Below are 19,847 nucleotides of genomic sequence, written 5' to 3' on the forward strand. Positions count from 1 at the left end.
ACCGCGACCGAGCCGCTGCCCGCGCCGACGTCCCAGACCAGCTCGCCCAGCCTCGGGCCGAGCCTGGCCAGCGCGAAGGCGCGGACCTCGGCCTTGGTGAGCATCGCGTCGCGATGCGCGAAGGCTTCCTCGGGCAGCGCCCAGCCGCCCTCCGGCGGGCCCTCGTACCCGGCGACGGCGCGCATCGCGGATGCGACGGCCGGCGTGTCGTCGGCCAGGCTGAGGACGACGTTGACGGCGGGCCAGTCGCGGGCGGCGGCCTCGGCGGGCGACAGCTCGACGAGACTCTCGCCCGGGCCGCCGAGGTCGGCGGCGACGACGAGACGACGCCGCAGGCCGGGCATGGCGACGAGGGCCGCGCCGATCTCGGCCGGACCCGCGCCGGGCGCGGTGAGGACGGCGACCTTGCGCTGGGAACGGCAGATGTTGAACGACCGGCGCGGGTCGCGGCCGTGGGCGCTGACGGCGACCGCGTCGTCCCAGGGCACCCCGAGGCGGGCGAAGGCGTGCGCGATGCTGCTGATGCCGGGGCGCACGTCGAGGGCGTCCGCGCCGAAGTGCTTGGCGAGCACGCGCACGATGCCGAAGAACCCGGGGTCTCCGGAGGCGAGCACGACGACCCGCGCGGCCGGGTCCTTCTCGCGCAGCAGGGTGATGGCGTCGAGCGCGGGCAGCAGCGGGCCGAGCGCGAGCGCGCGGTCGGCGGGCACGCGCGCGGCGTCGAGGTGGCGCCGGGCGCCGATGACGAGTGCGGCGTCCGCGACCAGAGCGCTGCTCTCGTCTGCGGCCCCTGCTCCGAACCGTGCCGCTTCGAACCGTGCCGCTTCGAACTGAGTCTGTCCCAGGACGGTGATCTCAGCCATGGCCGTGGCCGGGATCGGCCGTGGTGGCCGCCCCGTCGCCCGCGGTCTCGTTCGCGCCGACGGCCCGCAGCTGTCTGCGCGCGGCGCGGTCCGCCTTGCGGAAGGTGTGGAAGTGGCCGGGGTGGTAGAGGTGCGAGCGGGTGCCGTGGGCGCCGAGCGCCGGGCCGACCAGGAAGAGCGTGTGCTTCCAGAGCCGGTGCTCCTTGACCGTCGCCTCCAGCGTGGCGATGGTGCAGGACAGCAGCAGCTCGTCGGGCCAGGTCGCCTGGTAGGCGACGACGACGGGGGTGTCCGGCGTGTAGCCGCCCTCCAGCAGCTCCTCGACGAGCTGCTTGCTGCGCGCCGCCGAGAGGAAGATCGCCATGGTGGTGCCGTGGCGCGCGAACTCGCGCACCTCCTCACCGGGCGGCATGGGCGTCTTGCCGCCGCCCAGGCGGGTGAGGATGACGCTCTGCGCGACCTCCGGGATCGTCAACTCCCGCTGTGCGAGCGCCGCGACCGCCGAGAAAGAGGAGACGCCGGGGATGATCTCGGTCTCCAGGCCGAGCGCCCGGCAGCGGTCCAGCTGCTCCTGCACCGCGCCCCACAGCGACGGGTCGCCGGAGTGGATCCGGGCCACCCGCGTGCCGTCCTGGGCGGCCCGCTCGTAGACGGCGAGGACGTCCTCCATCGGGACGAGGGAGGAGTCGAGGATCTCCGCGCCCTCGCGGGCGTGCTCGAGCACCTCCTCCTGGACCAGGCTCGCGGCCCAGATCACCACCTCCGCCTCGGCGATGGCGCGCGCGGCCCGGAAGGTCAGCAGGTCGGCGGCGCCGGGGCCGGCCCCGACGAAGGTGATCTTCCCAGCGTTCGCGGGCTGTTCGGTCGTCACAGCTTTCCCCCTCGGCCTTCGCGCCGCACCGGGGCGATCAGCGTGGACAGATACGGCAGTTCGGCGGGCAGCGGCGTCCCGGGCGTGCTCAGCCGCTCGGCCTCCAGGCCGAGCGCGGCGCCCCAGACGGCGTCACCCTCACGGTCGGACTCCCGCAGCGCGAGGGCGACCTGCTCGGCGAAGCGGCCGAACTTGTAGGCGACGACGGTGCCGGGCCCGGCGAGGGCCTCCTTCAGCACCTCCGCTCCGGCGGTGACGGGCACCAGCGTCAGCGGCTCGGTGCCCTCGGCGAGGACGGTGCCGCTGCGGGCGGCGAGATCCTGCATCGCGGTGATGCCGGGGACGGTCTCCACCGTGAGGTCCGCGACGAGCTCGCGCAGCGTGTGAGCCAGGTAGGTGAAGGTGGAGTAGACGTTCGGATCGCCGATCGTCGCGAAGGCGACCGTCCGCGCGTCACTCTCCCGCAGCAGCTCGGCCACCCGCGCCCCCGCCGCGTCCCAGGCGGCCTCGCGGCGGGCCCGGTCCTCGCGCTCGTTGAGGGCGAACACCACTCGGACGATCTTCGCGGAGGCGGCGTGGCGCCGCACCGTGGCCTCGGCGCGTCCGACCTCGCCGGTGTCCATCACCGGCACGACGACCGCGTCCGCCTCGCGCAGCACGCGCACGGCCTTCACGGTGACGAGCTCCGGATCACCGGGGCCCATGCCCACGCCGACCAGGCGCGGGCCAGACGCGCGTTCGCGCACGGCAGCAGTCCTCACTCGGGGTCCGCGCCCCGGCTCGTGGTGACGGCGGCCAGAGTTCCTGGCTCACGGGGAGCGATTCGACTCCCAGCTGACAGTGGCGGGACCGCGCCGGATTCGCACCGGACTTCCTCGACATTGCCGCCGTGTTCAGTTCTTTTCAGGTCGTGAAATCCCACCATGGTGCCCGTCTGGCAGTCAACCGGACCTGTTGTGGGGTGAGCCACGTCCCGCACGGGGCTCCCGGGCGGTCCCCGGTGCGCGTCGCCGCGGCGTCAGGACCCGGACCGGGCGGCCACCGCGGCGGCGATCCGGGCGGACGCGAACTCCGTTCCGCACACGAAGCGCATGAAGGGGCCGAAGCTCGCGGCGGCCGGGAGCCCGGTGAACCACAGGCCCGGCGCCGAGCTGCCCATTCCGGCGTCCAGCGACGGGAAGCCGCCCAGAACCTCGACGCGGGCACGCAGTTCGGGGGAGAGGAAGGAGAGCGCGGCCAGGCGGACCCGGTAGCCGGTCGCGGCGAGCACATGGTCGACGGCGAACTCGCGCGTCGCGCCGTCGGGCGCGTCGGTGGTGACGACGGCCTGGTCGCCCTCGCGGCGGACGGTGCGCAGCGGGCTGCCGGAGTGCAGCGGCAGCACGCCGTCGGCGCGGGGCCACAGCCACCAGGCGCCGCTGGGGCCGAGCACCTCCTTGACCAGGCGCAGCCTGGCCTGGGCCGGCAGTGAGCGGAAGGCCTGCGGATACCGGGCCATGGCCCACAGGGACCAGGCCGGGCCCATGGGCGACTCGGGCTGCCAGCGTGGGCCGCTCGCCGGGGCGGCGCCGAAGCGGATCCGGCCGCGAGCTGCCAACTCCACCTGCCCGCCGGACTCGTGGAGCAGCACCGCGCCTTCGAGCGCCGACTGCCCGGCGCCGACGACCAGCACCGACCGGCCCTTGAGCGCCGACATGTCGGCGTGCTGGGAGCTGTGCGAGAGCAGCCCCTCGGCGGACGGTCCGTCCGGGGCCAGGGCGCGCAAGCGTCCGGGGACGTGCGCGAAGCCGGTGAGACCGCTCGCGACGACGACGGCGGCGCTGGAGAAGACCTCGCCCGAGGAGAGTTCGAGGTCGAAGGCGTTGCCGGACGGCTTCTGGCGGATGTTCACCACGCGCTCCCGTTCCAGGAACGGGACCAGCTGCTGCTGGAACCATTCGCCGTAGCGGGTGAACAGCTCGACGGGTACCCGGTCGTGGCCGCGCGGGGCGGTCTCGCCCACGGCCCGGCAGTAGTCCGCCAGACCGTGCCCGTGGCACGGGGCGGAGAGGTTGGAGGCGTCGGGCGTGGACTTGAGCAGCATGCCGGCGGGCATGGTGTCGCGCCAGCTGTGCATGGGGTCGCCGAAGGCGCGCACCGACAGGCCGGCGGCCCGCAGATGGGCCGCGACAGACAGGCCGTAAGGGCCGGCTCCGATGACGACGACGGTGCGGCGGCGCGGACTCCCGGGCGCGGGAAAGGACATGGGCCTGGCTCCTGTTCACGTTCGGGTGACGGGCGGCGGTGAGCGGCCGGAGGCGCTCGGAACATCGGGCTGGAGAGCTTCAGTTGGCGCGTCGGGCGTGCCGGGCCCGGCGGGCGCGGGTGTCGGCGAGGAACCTCAGGCCGGGCGGGACGGAACGGATCAGCATCGCCGGGAAGGGCAGCGGGTCGTCCGCGGCCCACCAGCCGAGCTCCCGTTCGGTCCACCGGGAGGCCGGCCATGCGGAGGGCGTCCGGTAGTCGGTGTGCCGGTAGAAAAGGCGGGCCGGCAGATCGATGTTCTCCACGACGATTCGACGGCCCTGGATCTGCGGCGCGACGGGGATCGCCCGCCCGGTCAGGTGCAGGTGCAGGGCGCGCACGAGATCGACCCTGGCCTCGGTTTCGAACAGCCGGAACTGCGCGCCGATCCGCGGATTGAAATCGAGCAGTTTGTAGCGCCCGTCGCGGCGGTCGAATCTCCAGTCGAGATCGCACACGCCTGCGAATCCGATCTCCTTGCAGAAATCGGCGGACGCCTGGGCGAGTTCCTCGTTCGGGGTGGTCACCGCCATCGCTGTCATTCCGGCGTGGGGCGGCCAGGAGCGGACTTTCACCGCGGTGAAGAGAACCCGGGCGTCCTCCTCGGCGCTGGTGTGCATGTGCACGATCCAGTCCTCGGCGTCGGCGCGCGGCAGGTACTCCTGGAGGACCACGCCCGGGCGGTCGCCCCATGCGTCGGCGAGCGCCGCGAGCTCGTCCGGCGAGTCGATCCGGGTGGTGCCGGGCACGGCGGGCCGGGCGCGGCGGGTGAACGGGTCGCGGTTCTTGGCCACGAGCGGATAGGTCGCGGTCGCGGCGAAGGCGAGCACCTCCTCCCGGCTCCGCGGAGCCGCGGTGCGCGCGGTGCCGACGCCGTGCCGCAGGCACAGCTCGTGCAGGCCCTGCTTGCTGGCCAGGGCTCTGACCAGGCCCTTCGGTGTCCTCGGGAAGAGAAACCTGCCGTCCAGCCCGTCCTGGTGCTCGGCCACCAGGACCGCCGCTTCCTCGTCGGTCGGGATGAGCAGCGCGGGCCGGCCGATGCGGTCGCCGATCCGCAGCAGGCCGTGCAGCAACTCCTTGTCGGGCTCCGCCCCGGTGGTGGGCCACGGGTGCGCCCGAAGGGTGTAGCGCGAGACCGCGGCCGGGGTGAGCCGGTCCTCGGTGACGGCGTGGACGGGGATGCCGAGGCGGCCGAGGGAGCGGATCGCGCCAACGCCGCCGTGATGGACCGGATAGTGGCCGAATTTGAGCAGGAGAGCGGGAACGCCGATGTCCGGCGCCAATGGCCGAAAACCCACAAGTCCCCCCGGGATACGGCAACGGCGCCTTTTCGGCGCCGGAAGCGAATCGCAACGTACCCCGCGTCTTCCGGCGTTCACAAGGGACCCCGGGTGAGGTGCGGGGCGCACGGGCGGCGCACGTGGGGCGCTCGGTGAACGGGGCGGTCACGGGTGATTCATGGGACTGGTGTCAATCGATTTCGCGGCGTTCATGGATGGCATGGTTCCGATTGTGATGCTTCTGTTTTGCAGCGACACGGGCCGCTCACTCCGCGGATTGCGCAAGACTGCTTTCGCCGGAGGGCGGGCCCCGTTACCGTGCTGGAGGCGGCGCGGGCCGAGACGGCCGGGGGAGCCGCCAGGGGGCAGGGATTCGCTTACGCACCTTCATGGCACCGAGCTGTGCCGTGTGGGGGGGACCGAGGTGCATCAGTCATGGAAGCAGCAACAGCCACCAGCACAGTCGAGCGACGCGGCAGCGAGCCGGTCGGGGCGCCCGGCGGGTCGGTCAGCCTCGTGGTGCCGGCCAGGAACGAGGCCGCCAACATCGCCTGGGTCCTCAGCCGGATCCCGGACTGCGTGGACGAGGTGATCCTGGTCGACGGGGAGTCCAGCGACGACACGGCCGGGCGCGCCCGAGCCTGCCTGCCCTCCCTGCGGGTCGTGCCGCAGAGCGGGCCGGGCAAGGGCAACGCGCTGCGCACCGGCTTCCTCAACGCCAAGGGCGACTACATCATCATGATCGACGCGGACGGCAGCATGTCGCCCCGTGAGATCCCGCGCTACGTGCACTTCCTGGAGAACGGCTACGACGTCGTCAAGGGCTCCCGGTTCACCGGCGGCGGGGGCTCGCTGGACATCACCACGCTGCGGCGCGGCGGCAACCGTGTGCTGCTGGCGCTCACCAACCTGCTCTACCAGGCCTCGCTCACCGACCTCTGCTACGGCTACGTCGGCTTCCGGCGCGACGCGCTGGCCCGCCTGGACCTGCGCTCCTCCGGGTTCGAGATCGAGACGGAGATGGTCTGCCGGGCGCTGCTGGAGGGTCTGCGCGTCGCGGAGGTGCCGACCCTGGAACTCCCGCGCCGGACGGGCCAGTCCAACCTGCGCACCTTCCGCGACGGCCAGCGGGTGCTGCGCACGCTGCTGCGCGAACGCGCGGCTGGAGCGGCGGGCGCGGCACGCTCCGGCTTGCCGGTCGGCGGCGGCCTCATGGCAACCGGTGCGCCCGGGAGTTGGAGGCACGGCGATGGCTGAGGCGACCGCCGAGGTGTGGGCGCTGCCCGACGCCGGCGCGTCGGCGCTCGCGCGCCGGGTCGTCGACGCCGCCGACCGGGAGGACGCGGCCGTCGCCTTCGCGGCGTCCGCGGCGTTGGCCCAGCTGACGGCCGACCGGCTGCAGGGGGCGCGCCACCGCCTGCGCCTGCCGCCCGGCGCCCCGCTGGCGGTGCGGGCCGGGCTCCGCGCGGTGCGCGTCGGCCAGGAGCGGATGGCCCGCGGGGCGGCCCTGGTGCGCGGCCGACTCGGCCTGGAGCAGTGGCATGTGACCATCCGCGACCTGACCAACGTGCTGGCGGAGGCCGTGCTCGTGGAGGACCGGGAGGAGCGGGCCATGGTGCTGGCCGGTTTCCGGGGCGCGCTCGCGCCGCTGCGCGCCGGGGTCCCCGCGCCTCCGGCGCGATGGCTCGCCGAGGGACGCGCTGAGCCCTCGTGGTGCTTCACCCGCCTCGGTCTGCGCCCGCACGACTGCGCCGCGCTGGCGGGCCGCTTCGCCCAGGCGCACCCGGACCGCGACCGCGTCCTGCTCGTCGTCGGGCTGCGTCCCGAGGGGTCCTACCTGGCGCCGCTCGTCGCCGCCGCGCTCACCGCGCTGGACTACCGCCACGTCGTCTGCCGCAGCGTCCGCGCGGACGGTCCGCTGCTGCCGGAGGAGCCCCGGCTGATCGAGAGCGTCCGCCGGATCGGCGGCGTGGCCCTGCTCTGTTCGGGACCTCCGCGTACAGGCGCGGCGATCGGCCGGGTCGGCGCCCGGTTGGTCACCGCCGGCTTCGCGCCGGACCGGGTGGTCCCGGTCTACCCGTCGCTGGCGCGCTCCGACGCGGCCCCGGTGCCGGCTCCGCTGCGCCCGTTCCCCGCCGTGGTCCTCTCCGCCGAGGAGTGGCGCGCGCACCGCGGTCCGGCGGCGGGGGCCGGACCGACCGCCACCGACCCGAAGGGTGCACCGGGGTGACCGCTGCCAGGCCCGGTGCCGCGCAGCCCGGTGCCGCTCAGCCCCACGCTGCTCAGCCCGGTGCTGCTCAGTCCGGTGCCGCGGAGGCCGGTGCTGCTCAGTCCGGTGCCGCCGAGCCCGGTGCCGCCGAGCCCGGTGCCGCCGAGCCCGGTGCCGCGGAGGCCGGTGCTGCTCAGTCCGGTGCCGCCGAGCCCGGTGCTGCTCAGCCCGGTGCTGCTCAGTCCGGTGCCGTGGAGCCCGGGCACCCCGGACCGAGGCCTACGCCGCACCCCGCTCCCGAGCGCGGGCCTGCGGGCGAGCCGCGACCTGTGTCGCGGCCGCGGGTCGGGTCTGCGGGCGCGGTCAGGGCGTCGTCCGCCCGGGCATCGACGGTCCGGGCGTCGACGGTGTGGGCCTTGCTGGGCGCGACCGCCGTCGCGGCCGGGCTGAGCGCGGCGGGGGTTCGCGGTCAGCCCGTCCCCGGGCTGGCGCTGCTCTTCCTGCTGGCCGGGCCGGGAGCGGCGCTCGGGTGGGCGCTGCCCTCGCAGCCGCTCCGGTTGCGGCTGCTGGCGGGCCTGTTCGGCGGCCTCACGCTCGACACGCTGATCGCCCAGGCGCTGCTCCTGCTGCGCCTCTGGTCGCCCCGGGGCGCCGCGCTCGCGGCGCTGGCGGTGACCGCCGCGCTGCTGTGCTGCGGCGCCCTCGTCACCAGGCGCCGCCCGACCGACTGAACCCGCAACCGCCGCTACCGGGGAGACCAGCCCGCTCATGACCGTCGCGTTCACGTCCACCGAGCCCCACCGGCCCGCCGCGGCCCGTACCGCCTCCGTCGTCATCTGCGTCTACACCGAGGACCGTTGGCACCAGCTCTGCGCCGCGGTCGACTCCGCGTGCCGGCAGACCCTCACGCCCCTCGACGTACTGGTCGTCGTGGACCACAACGAGGCGCTGCTCGCCAGAGTGCGCGAGCGCCATCGCGGTGACCCGCTGGTCCGGGTCCTGCCCAACGCCCACGGAAAGGGGCTCTCGGGCGGCCGCAACACGGGCGCCCAGCAGGCGCGCGGGGAGATCGTCGCGTTCCTGGACGACGACGCGATGGCCGAGCCGGACTGGCTCGCCGTGCTCACGGCGGGCTACGACGACCCGGAGGTGATGGGCGTCGGCGGTCGGACCCTGCCGGTGTGGGCGTCGGGACGGCGACCCGGCTGGTACCCGGAGGAGTTCGACTGGGTGCACGGGGCCAGCTACCGGGGGATGCCGGTCGGGCAGGCCGCCGTGCGCAACGTGCTCGGCGGGAACGCGTCCTTCCGCCGCAGCGCCTTCGCCATCGCAGGCGGGTTCCCCGCCGGGATCGGGCGCGGGGCCGGCGGCGGCGCCGGCGCGGGCGCGGGCGCGGGCGGCGGGGAGGAGACGGAGCTCTGCATCCGGATCCAGCAGGCGCGTCCGGACGCCCGGTTCCGCTACGACGACCGCGCGGTGATCCACCACCAGGTCTCACACGAGCGGGAACGCTTCCGCTACCTGTGCCGCCGCAGTTGGGCCGAGGGGCTCTCCAAGGCACGGGTCACCGAACGGGTCGGCACGGCGGACGGCCTGGCCACCGAGCGGGCCTACGTGCGGCGCGTCCTGCCCGCCGGGATCGTGCGCGGCCTGCTGGACGCGCTGCGCGGACGGCCGGACGGGCTGGGCCGCGCGGCCGCGATCGGGGCCGGCGCGCTGATCACGGCCGCGGGCTACGCCGAGGGTCTGCGCCGACGCAGGGCCGAGGAAGGCCGGAGGAGAGCATGAGGGGCGCGAGCCTGAACGACGAGAGCCCGAGCGACCACGCCACGCCCGGCCGGGGAGCGGCGCAGAGCGCCGTGCCGGTGCTGATGTACCACTCGGTGCGCGCCGACCCGCCGCCCGCGACCCGTGCGCTCTCGGTGCACCCGGACCGTTTCGCCGCGCAGTTGGACGCCCTTCTCGAACTCGGCCTGACCCCGGTCCCGTTCGGCGCGCTGGTGGCCCACTGGCGCGACGGTGTGGAACTGCCCGCGCGGCCGGTCGTGCTGACCTTCGACGACGGGTACGCCGACTTCCACACCGAGGTGCTGCCCCGGCTCGTCGAGCGCGGCCTGAGCGCGAGTCTCTTCGTCACCACCGGCTGGCTCGCCGACGCGGCCCCGGCCGACCGCGCCGGGAGGCCCCTGGACGCGACGCTGTGCTGGTCGCAGCTGAAGGAGATCGAGGCCGCCGGCATCGAGACCGGCGGCCACAGTCACAGCCACGCCGCGCTGGACGCCGTCCGTGCGGACGCGCTCGGCGACGAACTGGCCCGCTGCCGCGACCTCCTGGAGGACCGCCTCGGCCGGGCGGAGCGGGTCTTCTGCTACCCGTTCGGCTACTCCGACGCCCAGGTCCGTGCGGCGGTGCGCGCCCGTGGCTGGACCGGGGCCTGCGCGGTGGCCAACACCCTCGCGCGCCCCGGCCAAGGGCCGTACGCGCTGGCGCGGCTGACGATCCGTCGACGGACGGATGCAGCCGCCTTCCGCCGGTTGGCCCAGGGCGTCGGCGTGACCCGCCACTACCTGGCCGACCGCGCGCTGACCAAGGGCTACGCCGTCGTCCGGCGCACCCGTGGGTCGCTGACCCCGATACGGACGCGGGAGCGGGACCGGCCGTGACCACCACCGCCGCGCAGGGCGCGGCCACCCAGCCCGAACCGTCCGGCAGGGGCGCCGACGACGGCCGGGCCCCGCTGTTCCGCAACGGCTACGCGCTGATGCTCAACACGGTGGTCTCCGGCGCCCTCGGGCTCGGCTACTGGTGGCTCGCCGCCCTGCACTACAGCAAGGCGGACATGGGGCAGGGCTCGGCGGCGATCGCCGCCATGAAGCTCCTGTCCAGCCTGACCGCGCTCGGCTTCACCGGCGCGCTGGCCCGGTTCGTGCCGGTCGCGGGACGGAGCACCGGTCGTTTGCTGGGCCGCGCCTATGCCCTGAACGCGCTGGCCTCGACCGCCATCACCGCCCTCTTCCTGGCCGCTCTGCCGCTGTGGGGCTCGCACTACGACTTCCTGCGCGGGTGGCTGCGTGCGAGCGGCTTCCTGGTGGCCGTGCTGGCCTGGTCCTGGCTGACCCTGCAGGACGGGGTCCTGATCGGCCTGCGCGCCGCCGTGTGGGTGCCGGTCGGGAACCTGTCCTTCTCGGTGGGCAAGGCCGTCCTGCTGGTGGTGCTCGCCGGTGCGATCCCGGCCACCGGCGTCTTCGTCTCCTGGGTGGCGGCGATCGCCCTGTCGGTCGTGCCGCTCAGCCTGTTGATCGTCCGTCGCCTGGTGCCGCGTCAGATCGCTGCGGCCGAAGCCGGGATGCAGCCGCCGAGCGGCCGGCAGATCGGGCGCTTCATCGCGGGGGACTACACGGGCTCGTTGTTCAACCTGCTGGTCACCTTCTTCGTCCCGGTGCTCGTGGCGGCCCGGGTCACCGCGGACCAGAACGCCGTCTACTACATCATCAACACCATCGGCGGCACGCTCGACCTGCTGGCGGTGAACATGGCCGCCTCGCTCACGGTCGAGTCGGCGCGGCAGCCGGCCCTCCTCGGCGCCAACACGCGCGGCGCGCTGGCGCGGATGGCGTGGGTGACGCTCCCGTGCTTCGCGCTGCTCGGCGCGGGAGCGGGGCCGATCCTGGACGTCTTCGGCCCCGGCTACGCCGCGGCCGGGGCCCCGCTGCTGCGCTGGCTCGCGGCCGCGGGGTTCACCCGCGTGATCGTCGAGGTCTACTTCGGCACCCTGCGCGCCCGCAGCCGCACCCGGCAGGTCGCCCTGCTCCAGGCACTCATGTGCGCGCTCGTGCTCAGTCTGTCGCTGGCGCTGATGCCGCGCATGGGGATCGCGGGCGTCGGCCTGGCGGTGCTGCTCAGCCAGTCCACGGTCGCGCTCTGCGTCCTGCCCGGCCTGGTGCGGGTGCTGCGCGGCCGGGCGGACCCGCCGGTCGAGGCGCCCCTCGCGGACGCCAGGGCCACGACCGAGGGAGCATCGTGACCGCACCGCCCGCCACCCGGGACCGCGGCCCGGACCGAGACCGCGATCGAGACCGCGGCCGGGGCCGTGACCAAGGCCGTGGTCGAGGTCGGGACCGGGACGGCGAACAGGGCCGGGAGGACACGCCCGAATCCGGCCCGGTCGCGCCGGCGTCCCGTGCCCGGGGCCGGGAGCGACCCGCCCCCGCCGGGGCTGCGCCCCGGCTCCGGATCAGCCGGCTCGGCGTCGCGCTGTGGGCGGCCGCGCTGCTCGCGCTCGCCGCCTACCTGTGGGCGCTGTCCCGGGTCACCCCGACCGCGCTGGACCGGATGGGCGGGCTCGGCCTGGTCTCCGCGCTCCCGCCGGTCGCCCTCGTGTCCGCGTGCGTGCTCGGCGTGCTGTTCTTCCTGGCGCTGAACTCCGCAGTCGCGCGGCCGGGCCTCCAGCTCTTCCTGCTGCTGGCCGCGGTGTTCGCGCTGCACGGCGCGGCCGCGCTGGTCGAGCCGGTGCCGCGCTTCCCGACCGCGTACCAGCACCTCGGCTTCGTCGACTACATCGAGCGCACCGGCCACACCCTTCCGCTCTGGGACGCGCGCTTCAGCTGGCCGGGCTTCTTCGGGCTGGTCGCGCTGCTGCTGCGCGCCGGCGGCGTCGACAACCCGCTGCCCGTGCTGCGCTGGAGCCAGGTCGGCTCCCAACTGCTGTGCCTGGCCGCGCTGGCGGTGCTGCTGCGGTCCCTGGGCCTGCCCCGGCGGACGCGCTGGTGCGCGCTGTGGTTCTTCGTGGCGGCCTCCTGGGTCGGCCAGGACTACTTCTCGCCGCAGGCGTTCACCTACGCGCTCTACCTCGCCTTCCTGGCGGTGCTGCTGACCGCCTTCCGGGTCCCGGAGGACGGTCGGCCGAGGGAGAGCGGTGGTCGCCTCGAACGGACGCTGCCGCTGGGTCTGTTGACCGCGCTGTTCCTGGCTGCCGTGACCGCCCACCAGTTGACGCCGTTCGTGATGATCGCGGCGGCCGGGCTGCTGCGCCTGACCCGCCGTACCACGCTCAGCCTCTGGTTCGCCGTCCTGCTGGCGGCGCTGGCGGCGGGCTGGATCAGCCTGGCCGCGGAGGGCTTCTGGTCCGGCCACCTCGACACCATCTTCGGCGGACTCGGGCAGCTCGGCGGCAACGTCAGCAGCGGCGTCGCGGACCGGGTGAAGGGCGATCCGGCACACCAAGCCGTGCTCTACCTGCGCGTCCTGCTCAGTGGCGCGTGGTTCGGCCTCGCCGTGCTCGGGTGGTGGCGTCGCAGGCGCGCCGGCCACGGCGAACGGGCGCTGCTGGTACTGGCGTTCATGCCGTTCTTCACCCTCGGCATGCAGAGCTACGGCGGGGAGATCGCGCTGCGGGTCTTCCTCTTCGCGCTGCCCGGCGTCGCCCCGCTGGCCGCCTGCTTCTTCTACCCCTCGACGCGCCGCCCGCGCCCAGGCCGGGCGATGTCGGTCTCGGCCGCGGGGTGGGCCGTGGTCGCGGTTGCCGCGTTCGGCGTCGCCCGCTACGGCAACGAGCAGTTCGAGCGGGTCACCGGCGGCGAGATCACCGCGCTGGGCTGGGTCTACCAGCACGACCACCCCAGTGCCCGGGTGCTCTACCTCGGCCCGGTCGGCAACCCCACCACCACGCCCGCCATCCCGTGGAACCAGCGCGGCATGGACACCATCGCCTACGTGGGGGCCGCGGCCCCGTTAGACCCCGCCGACGTCGCCTCGCTGGAGACGGCGCTCGGGGCGGCGGGGCCGCAGAGCTACCTCATCGTCACCAGCACCGAAGGCGCGGACCTGACCGCGAACGACGGCTACGCCGCCGACTGGTACGCCCGCGCCCGCGCAGCACTCGACACGGATCCGCGCATGGTCCCCGTCGTCAGCGTGCCGGACGCGGCCCTCTACCGCCTGGCGGCGCCCCCGCCCGGCCCGGCGCCGACGGACATCGGCGTCGGCCCCGTCGGCCCGCTGGTCCACTGGACCGGCTGGACGGTCGCGGAGGCGGGCCTGCTCGCGGTCCTGGCGCCGCTGCTGTTCTGGTACGAAGCGGTCCGGCTGCGCACCGGGGCGGCGCTCGCCCGGCGCGCGAGGTGGGGGGTCCCGCTCCTGGGGGCGGTGTTGGTCGGCGCGTTCCTGCTGGCCGTCGTGGAGCGGTTCCTCACCCTGCGGTAACCGCAACGGTGGCGGCACTCACGGGGTGAACCAGACGACGCCGTAGGGGCCGAGGATCAGCGGGTGGCCGTGCACGGTCGTGCGGAGGGTCTGCGCGGTGGTGTTCACGGCGACGCCCCGCGCGGCCTGGGCCAGCACCAGGACGCGCGGGTCGGCCGCCCGGAGCGGCACCAGGGCTGCCATGGGCGGGAACCAGCGGGCGAACCCCTGCAGCAGCGCGAGGGGCGGCAACGCCGCCCCCGTGCTGCTCCACAGACAGCCGGGGCAGGTCGCGTCGCCGGTCTCCGGGTTCCAGTAGAACGCGGCCGCGACGTGCCCCTCGGCCAGCGCGATCATCCCGGCGGCGAGGACCGCGTCCCGCTGCGGCTCCGACCAGCCCGAGCCGGACGGCTCGACGTACCACTCCGTCCACCACAGCGGCAGCGACGTGCGGGAGTGGATCCACCGGCTGACGGCGGTGAACTTCGCCGCGGCGGCGAACGGGTCGCCCGACGAACGGCTGTCGCGGGGCACGGTCGAGCCGTCCACGGCCACGAAGTCGGCCCCGGCCTTGTGCTGGAGCCAGTAGCCGAACGCGGTGACCACCCGTTCGTCCAGCGTCCCCCAATCGCCGCTCACCGACGAGCCGTGGCCCTGTGCGGCGGCGTCGGCCGCGGACGCGAAGCTGTCCATCGGGAGGTAGGGACCGCCGACCTCGATGTCCGGCCGTACGGCCTTGAGCGCCCGGTAGACGTCGTTGTAGAGCGCGGTGTAGGCCGCGGCGTCCCACTGGTCCGCGCGGTTGTCGAAGAAGCCCTTGAACTCGTTCCACACGACGAAGTCGCGCACCTGCGGATACCGGCGGGCGACAGTCGCCGCGAGCGCGGCGAAGTCCGCGTCGTGAGCGGGCGAGGGCGCGGTCTCCAACTGCGACCAGTCGGTGGCGCCGGGCTTGCCGCCCTTCATCCAGTCCGGCGCGCAGCAGAGCGTGATGATCGGCGTGCCGCCGCTGCGGGTGATCAGCGCGACGCGCGCGTCGAGCCGCGCGAAGTCGTAGACCCCGGGCGACGGCTCGGGATTGTCGGCGCCCCAGCCCATCAGGGCCTGCACCTGCGGCAACGGCTCCTGCGCGATCAGCCGCTGCGCGGCGGGGTCGCCGTCGGCGCCGTACTGCGTGTGCGTGAACCCCCACCCGGGCGCGGTCGCGCCCCCGCCCTCGCCTGTGACGGACGGCGTGGCGGTGGCCCGCCACAGCGCGAGCAGACAGCCCAGCAGCACCAGCCCGGCCGCCACGACCCCACCGCGCCTCCGGCGCCGCCCCCCGGCGTGCTCCCCCACACCTCCCATGAAAACACGTCAGATCCGTGCAACGACCGGGGCGTGAAGGGTCATTCGGTCGCCTTCGGGTGGCCGGCTCCCGCGTGGACGACCCAGACGGTGCGCTCCTCGTCGTCCATGAGGAACCAGAGGCGGCCGTCGGTGGTGAGCGGCGGCCCCTCGCGCCGTGTCGATCCGCTCGCCGAGCAGCGCGAGTTGCTCCGCGCGGATCAGCGCGAGATCCCCGGCGTCACGCCGCCGCAGGCGCAGCGCCCGTACGGATTCGAGACGGCGTGCGGTCGCCGCCGGGTGGTGCAGCCGCTCGCTGAACGGAACGTCCTCGAAAGCCTGGCTCAGACATCCCCAGTAGCTTGGACATCCCCCGGGCGACGCTCAGTCGCGGATGTCGCCGTCGACGTAGACCCATGCGCCGTGGTCGCGGCGGAAGCGGCTGTGTTCGTGGAGGGCGCCGGTGGACTTGCCCTCCCGGTAGTGGGCGCGGAACTCGACGGTGCCCTCCTGGTGGAAGGGGCCGCCCTCGGTGGTGGAGAGGATCTCCAGGCGCTGCCAGCGCAGGCGGTGGTCGAGGTCGAGGGAGGTGGGGCGGGTCTCCGGGGCCCAGGTGCGGAGAAGGTAGGGGGCGTCGTGGCGGGCGAAGGCCGAGAAGCGGGAGCGCATCAGCTGTTCCGCCGTCGGGGCCTGGGCGGTGCCCGCGTGGAAGGGGCCGCAGCAGGAGGCGTAGGGCTTGCCGCTGCCGCAGGGGCAGGGCCCGGTGGTGCTGGTGGTCATGGCGTCATTCTGCCGCGTGGGCGCGGGCGTGCTGGACGAGGCGGAGCGCGACGGACGGGGCCGCCGTCCAGTGGAGGTGGAGGTAGGAGGCGTGGAGGGTGGGGGAGGTGAAGCCTTCCGTGGTCAGCTTGCCGTCGTGGGTGCGCCAGCCCCAGGCGGGGGAGGGGCCGGAGCCGGGCGTGGTGCGGGTGCGGTGGAACTCGTGGCCGGGGAGGCGGAGGCCGGCCGGGGCGAGGGGGCTGTCCGCGAGGACGACGGCCTCGCGGTAGCCGAGGGTGAGGCGGGGGGACATCTCCGCCTCGGCGTCGAGGACGCCGCACATCGGGCGGCCGTCGAGCTCACGGCAGAGATAGAGGAGACCGGCGCACTCCGCCGCGATCGGTGCTCCCGACGCCGCGAGAGCGGTGATCTCGTCGCGGAGCACCTGATTCGCCGAGAGCTCGGTCGCGAACACCTCCGGGAAGCCGCCGCCGATGACCAGCCCGGACGTGCGCTCCGGCAGCTTCTCGTCGTGGAGCGGGTCGAAGGTGACGACCTCCGCGCCCGCCGCCGTCAGCAGTTCCGCGTTCTCGGCGTAGGAGAACGAGAAGGCGGCGCCGCCCGCGAGCGCGATCACCGGTCGCGGTTGTGATGGGGCGTCGGGATCGAGAGCGGTGATCTCGACGGCCGGGTCCCACGGCAGCTCCCGCAGCGCCGGGGCGCTGCCGGCCAGGGCCAGCAGCGCGTCGAGATCCACCCCCGCCGCGACCAGCTCGCCCATCTCCCGGACCGCCCGCAGCGCGGCCGCGTCCCGCTCCACCGCCGGCACGAGGCCGAGGTGGCGCGACGGCGTCGCCACCGCGTCCGACCTCCGCAGCGCGCCCAGCACCGGCACGCCGCCGCCCTCCTCCAGCGCCTCGCGCAGCAGCGCCTCGTGCCGGTCGGAGGCGACCCGGTTGAGAATCACCCCGCCGAGGCGCACCTCCGGGTCCCAGGAGGCGAAGCCGTGCACCAGGGCCGCCACCGAGCGGCTCTGCGAGGAGCCGTCCACCACCAGCACCACCGGCGCCCGCAGCAGCTTGGCGACGTGCGCCGTCGAGGCCAGCTCGCCCCGCCCGCCCGCACCGTCGAACAGGCCCATGACGCCCTCGACCACGGCGACGTCCGCGCCCGCCGCACCGTGCAGGAACAGCGGCGCGATCCGCTCCGGGCCGCTGAGGAAGGCGTCCAGGTTGCGGCCCGGACGCCCCGTCGCCAGGGCGTGGTAGCCCGGATCGATGTAGTCCGGCCCGACCTTGTGCGGCGAGACCCGCAGCCCGCGGGCCGCGAGCGCGGCCATCAGGCCGGTCGCCACGGTCGTCTTGCCCGTGCCCGAGGCGGGCGCGGCCAGGACGACGCGGGGCACGGCCGTCACCACTCGATGCCCCGCTGCCCCTTGCGGCCGGCGTCCATCGGGTGCTTGACCTTGGTCATCTCCGTCACCAGGTCCGAGGCGGCGACGAGCTTCTCGGGCGCGTACCGGCCGGTGATCACGACGTGCTGCGAGCCGGGACGGTTCGCCAGCACCTCCAGCACCTCGTCCACGTCGACCCAGCCCCAGTGCATGGGGTAGGTGAACTCGTCGAGCACGTAGAAGCGGTAGGTCTCGGCGGCCAGGTCGCGCTTGACCTGCTCCCAGCCCTCCCGCGCCGCGTCCTCGGACTCGGCGATCTCGCGCTGGACCCAGGACCAGCCCTCGCCCATCTTGTGCCAGGCGACGCTGCCGCCCTCGCCGCTCGCGCCCAGCACCTTCAGCGCGTGCTCCTCGCCGACCTTCCACTTGGCGGACTTGACGAACTGGAACACCCCGATGGGCCAGCCCTGGTTCCAGGCGCGCAGCGCCATGCCGAAGGCCGCGGTCGACTTGCCCTTGCCCGGGCCGGTGTGCACGGCCAGCACGGGAAGGGTGCGGCGCTGACGCGTGGTCAGGCCGTCGTCGGGAACACTGGTCGGCTGTCCCTGGGGCATCGCTACGCCGCCTTCTTCTGCATCGTCATCGTCTGTACCAGTGCGGTCATGGTGTCCGCGCGCAGCTCGTCCAGCCGGACGGCCGGGGCCGCCAGGTGACCGGCCAGCTCGCCGGCGAGGCCCAGCCGCACCGGGCCGCTCTCGCAGTCCACCACGACGCCGGCCGCACCCGACGCGGCCAGCAGCCCGGCGGCGCGTCGCGCCTCGTCCAGGGCCGAGCGGGTGCCGGTCGCCCGGCCGTCCGTCACCAGGACGACCAGCGGACGACGCAGCGGGTCGCGCAGCCGCTCGACCCGCAGCGTCTCGTGCGCGCGCAGCAGCCCGGCCGCCAGCGGGGTCCTGCCACCCGTCGGCAGCAGTTCCAGCCGCGCCGCGCCCGCCTCGACGGACGACGTCGGCGGCAGCAGCAGCTCGGCCGAGGAGCCCCGGAACGAGATCATCCCGATCTTGTCCCGGCGCTGGTAGGCGTCCATCAGCAGCGACAACACCGCTCCCTTGACCGCCGACATGCGCTGCCGCGCGGCCATCGACCCGGAGGCGTCCACGACGAACAGCACGAGGTTGCCCTCACGCCCCTCCCGCACCTGCTGGCGGAAGTCGTCGCGGCGCAGCACCAGCGCCCGCCCGCTGCGGCCGCGTGCGAGCTGGTGCGGCGCGGCGGCCTGGAGCGTGGCGGCCAGGTGCAGGCGCTGGAGAGCGCCGGAGGGGCGGGCGGCGCGGATGGTGTGCCCGCCGTCCGTCTCGGCGCGGGAGCGGCGGCCCTGCACGCCCTGGCCGGTGCCGGGGACCTTGAACAGCCGCGTCCGGTAGGGCTGGTCGGCGGGGACCGGCGCCGCCTCGCGCGGCGCGGGCGCACCGGGCGCGGGCTGCTGCGGCTGGTCGGCGGCGCTGTCAGGCGTGGCCTCGACCGGGCTCTCCGGGGCGGACGACTCCGCCTCCGGCCCGCTCGGCGCGTCATGACCGCCGCCTCCACCGCCACCGTTGTCGGGTCCCGGGTCGTCGGGGCCGTCGCCGTCCGGGTCACCTTCGGGGTCCGTCTCCGGGTCCTCGCCTGCGAACCGCTGGAGTGTCTCGTCCAGCTTCTCCTCGTCCAACCCCGGTGCGTCGAAGGGGTTGCGGCGCCGCCGGTGCGGCAGCGCGAGCTGCGCGGCGACGCGGACGTCCTCCGCGAGCACCTGTGTCCGCCCTGCCCAGGCGGCCAGCGCGACGGCGGTGCGCGCCATCACGATGTCCGCGCGCAGCCCGTCCACCTCGAACGCCGCGCAGACGGCGGTGATCTGCCGCAGCGCCGCGTCGCCGAGCACCACCTGCGGCAGCAGCTCCCGTGCCGCGACGATGCGCTGGGCGAGCACCCGCTCCTCGTCCTGCCAGCGGACGGCGAAGCCCTCCGGGTCGGCGTCGTAGCCGAGACGGCGCCGGACGACCTCGGCGCGCTGCTCGGGCTCGCGGGTCGCGGCGATCTCCACCGTCAGCCCGAAGCGGTCCAGCAGCTGCGGTCGCAGCTCGCCCTCCTCCGGGTTCATCGTGCCGACGAGCAGGAACCGCGCCGCGTGCCGCACGGAGACGCCCTCGCGCTCGACGTAGGAGCGGCCCATGGCGGCCGCGTCGAGCAGCAGGTCCACGAGGTGGTCGTGGAGCAGGTTGACCTCGTCGATGTAGAGCACGCCACGGTGTGCCGCCGCCAACAGGCCGGGCTCGTAGGCCTTCACGCCCTCCGCGAGGGCACGCTCCAGGTCCAGCGAGCCGACGATGCGGTCCTCGCTCACGCCGACGGGCAGCTCGACCAGCGAGGTCGGCCGCTCATCCGCGGAGGAGGCGTCGTGCGGACCGTCCGGGCACTGCGGGTCCGGCGCGGCCGGGTCACAGGCGAACCGGCAGCCGGCCACCACGCCGATCGCGGGCAGCAGGCCGGCCAGCGCGCGGACCATCGTCGACTTGGCGGTGCCCTTCTCGCCGCGCACCAGCACGCCGCCGACCTGCGGCGAGACCGCGTTCAGCAGCAGCGCCAGCCGCAGGTCGTCCATGCCGACGACGGCGCTGAACGGGTAACGGGCCTCCACAGCGGTGGT

Annotated in this window: 17 protein-coding genes and 1 riboswitch; of the genes, 7 read left to right on the plus strand and 10 right to left on the minus strand. The window is 74.8% G+C overall.

Going from position 1 to position 19,847, the window contains the following annotated elements; all coding sequences use genetic code 11:
- The 5 genes from cbiE to TR48_RS01305 all read right to left on the minus strand — a co-directional run.
- The coding region (cbiE, locus tag TR48_RS01285) for a precorrin-6y C5,15-methyltransferase (decarboxylating) subunit CbiE (RefSeq protein WP_063770868.1) at nucleotides 1-863 on the minus strand (863 nt) is incomplete at its 3' end.
- Nucleotides 856-1,734, minus strand: a complete 879-nt coding sequence (gene cobM, locus TR48_RS01290; RefSeq protein WP_042363856.1) for a precorrin-4 C(11)-methyltransferase — start codon at nucleotides 1,732-1,734, stop codon at nucleotides 856-858. The genes cobM and cbiE, both read right to left, overlap by 8 nt.
- Entirely contained in the window at nucleotides 1,731-2,480 is a 750-nt protein-coding gene (gene cobI, locus TR48_RS01295) for a precorrin-2 C(20)-methyltransferase (protein ID WP_268873556.1), read from the minus strand. The genes cobM and cobI overlap by 4 nt, the downstream gene beginning before the upstream one ends.
- Nucleotides 2,481-2,510: 30 nt before the next feature.
- A riboswitch (cobalamin riboswitch) is annotated at nucleotides 2,511-2,638 on the minus strand.
- 114 nt (nucleotides 2,639-2,752) lie between these two features.
- A complete protein-coding gene (locus TR48_RS01300; protein WP_042363857.1) occupies nucleotides 2,753-3,979 on the minus strand; it encodes an FAD-dependent oxidoreductase in 1,227 nt (408 codons plus the stop codon).
- A gap of 79 nt (nucleotides 3,980-4,058) precedes the next feature.
- Nucleotides 4,059-5,300, minus strand: a complete 1,242-nt coding sequence (locus TR48_RS01305; RefSeq protein WP_152627736.1) for a carboxylate--amine ligase — start codon at nucleotides 5,298-5,300, stop codon at nucleotides 4,059-4,061.
- 432 nt (nucleotides 5,301-5,732) lie between these two features.
- On the opposite strand from TR48_RS01305, the gene TR48_RS01310 reads away from it, so the two are divergent.
- The 7 genes from TR48_RS01310 to TR48_RS01340 all read left to right on the plus strand — a co-directional run bounded on the left by TR48_RS01310 (nucleotide 5,733) and on the right by TR48_RS01340 (nucleotide 13,707).
- The gene (locus tag TR48_RS01310; RefSeq protein ID WP_084728668.1) at nucleotides 5,733-6,554 is read left to right on the plus strand and encodes a glycosyltransferase family 2 protein; all 822 of its coding nucleotides are present in this window, start codon (nucleotides 5,733-5,735) and stop codon (nucleotides 6,552-6,554) included.
- A complete protein-coding gene (locus TR48_RS01315) occupies nucleotides 6,547-7,527 on the plus strand; it encodes a hypothetical protein (protein ID WP_042363859.1) in 981 nt (326 codons plus the stop codon). Before TR48_RS01310 ends, TR48_RS01315 begins: the two co-directional genes overlap by 8 nt.
- 395 nt (nucleotides 7,528-7,922) lie before the next feature.
- Complete coding sequence (locus TR48_RS01320) at nucleotides 7,923-8,237, plus strand: hypothetical protein (protein WP_052442317.1); 315 nt, start codon at nucleotides 7,923-7,925, stop codon at nucleotides 8,235-8,237.
- Between the two features lie 37 nt (nucleotides 8,238-8,274).
- Complete coding sequence (locus TR48_RS01325) at nucleotides 8,275-9,294, plus strand: glycosyltransferase family 2 protein (RefSeq protein ID WP_042363860.1); 1,020 nt, start codon at nucleotides 8,275-8,277, stop codon at nucleotides 9,292-9,294.
- Nucleotides 9,291-10,169 carry a polysaccharide deacetylase family protein gene (locus TR48_RS01330; protein ID WP_084728669.1) on the plus strand — a complete coding sequence of 293 codons (879 nt, stop codon included), beginning with the start codon at nucleotides 9,291-9,293 and terminating at the stop codon, nucleotides 10,167-10,169. Before TR48_RS01325 ends, TR48_RS01330 begins: the two co-directional genes overlap by 4 nt.
- A complete protein-coding gene (locus tag TR48_RS01335) occupies nucleotides 10,166-11,530 on the plus strand; it encodes a lipopolysaccharide biosynthesis protein (RefSeq protein ID WP_042363861.1) in 1,365 nt (454 codons plus the stop codon). The genes TR48_RS01330 and TR48_RS01335 overlap by 4 nt, the downstream gene beginning before the upstream one ends.
- A complete protein-coding gene (locus TR48_RS01340) occupies nucleotides 11,527-13,707 on the plus strand; it encodes a hypothetical protein (protein WP_052442318.1) in 2,181 nt (726 codons plus the stop codon). Before TR48_RS01335 ends, TR48_RS01340 begins: the two co-directional genes overlap by 4 nt.
- An 18-nt stretch (nucleotides 13,708-13,725) precedes the next feature.
- Here TR48_RS01340 and TR48_RS01345 read toward each other — a convergent pair whose 3' ends face one another.
- The 5 genes from TR48_RS01345 to TR48_RS01365 form a co-directional block, all read right to left on the minus strand.
- Nucleotides 13,726-15,033 (minus strand): hypothetical protein, encoded by a 1,308-nt coding sequence (locus tag TR48_RS01345; RefSeq protein ID WP_042363862.1) that lies wholly within the window; start codon nucleotides 15,031-15,033, stop codon nucleotides 13,726-13,728.
- A gap of 363 nt (nucleotides 15,034-15,396) precedes the next feature.
- Nucleotides 15,397-15,792 carry a YchJ family protein gene (locus TR48_RS01350; protein WP_042363863.1) on the minus strand — a complete coding sequence of 132 codons (396 nt, stop codon included), beginning with the start codon at nucleotides 15,790-15,792 and terminating at the stop codon, nucleotides 15,397-15,399.
- Between the two features lie 4 nt (nucleotides 15,793-15,796).
- Entirely contained in the window at nucleotides 15,797-17,185 is a 1,389-nt protein-coding gene (locus tag TR48_RS01355; RefSeq protein ID WP_042363952.1) for a cobyrinic acid a,c-diamide synthase CobB, read from the minus strand.
- Nucleotides 17,182-17,778, minus strand: a complete 597-nt coding sequence (gene cobO, locus TR48_RS01360; protein WP_042363864.1) for a cob(I)yrinic acid a,c-diamide adenosyltransferase — start codon at nucleotides 17,776-17,778, stop codon at nucleotides 17,182-17,184. Before cobO ends, TR48_RS01355 begins: the two co-directional genes overlap by 4 nt.
- Nucleotides 17,779-17,780: 2 nt before the next feature.
- Nucleotides 17,781-19,838, minus strand: a complete 2,058-nt coding sequence (locus tag TR48_RS01365) for a putative cobaltochelatase (protein ID WP_152627743.1) — start codon at nucleotides 19,836-19,838, stop codon at nucleotides 17,781-17,783.
- Nucleotides 19,839-19,847: the final 9 nt, after the last annotated feature.

This window comes from Streptacidiphilus neutrinimicus (genome assembly GCF_000787815.1).
GTDB classification, from domain to species: domain Bacteria; phylum Actinomycetota; class Actinomycetes; order Streptomycetales; family Streptomycetaceae; genus Streptacidiphilus; species Streptacidiphilus neutrinimicus.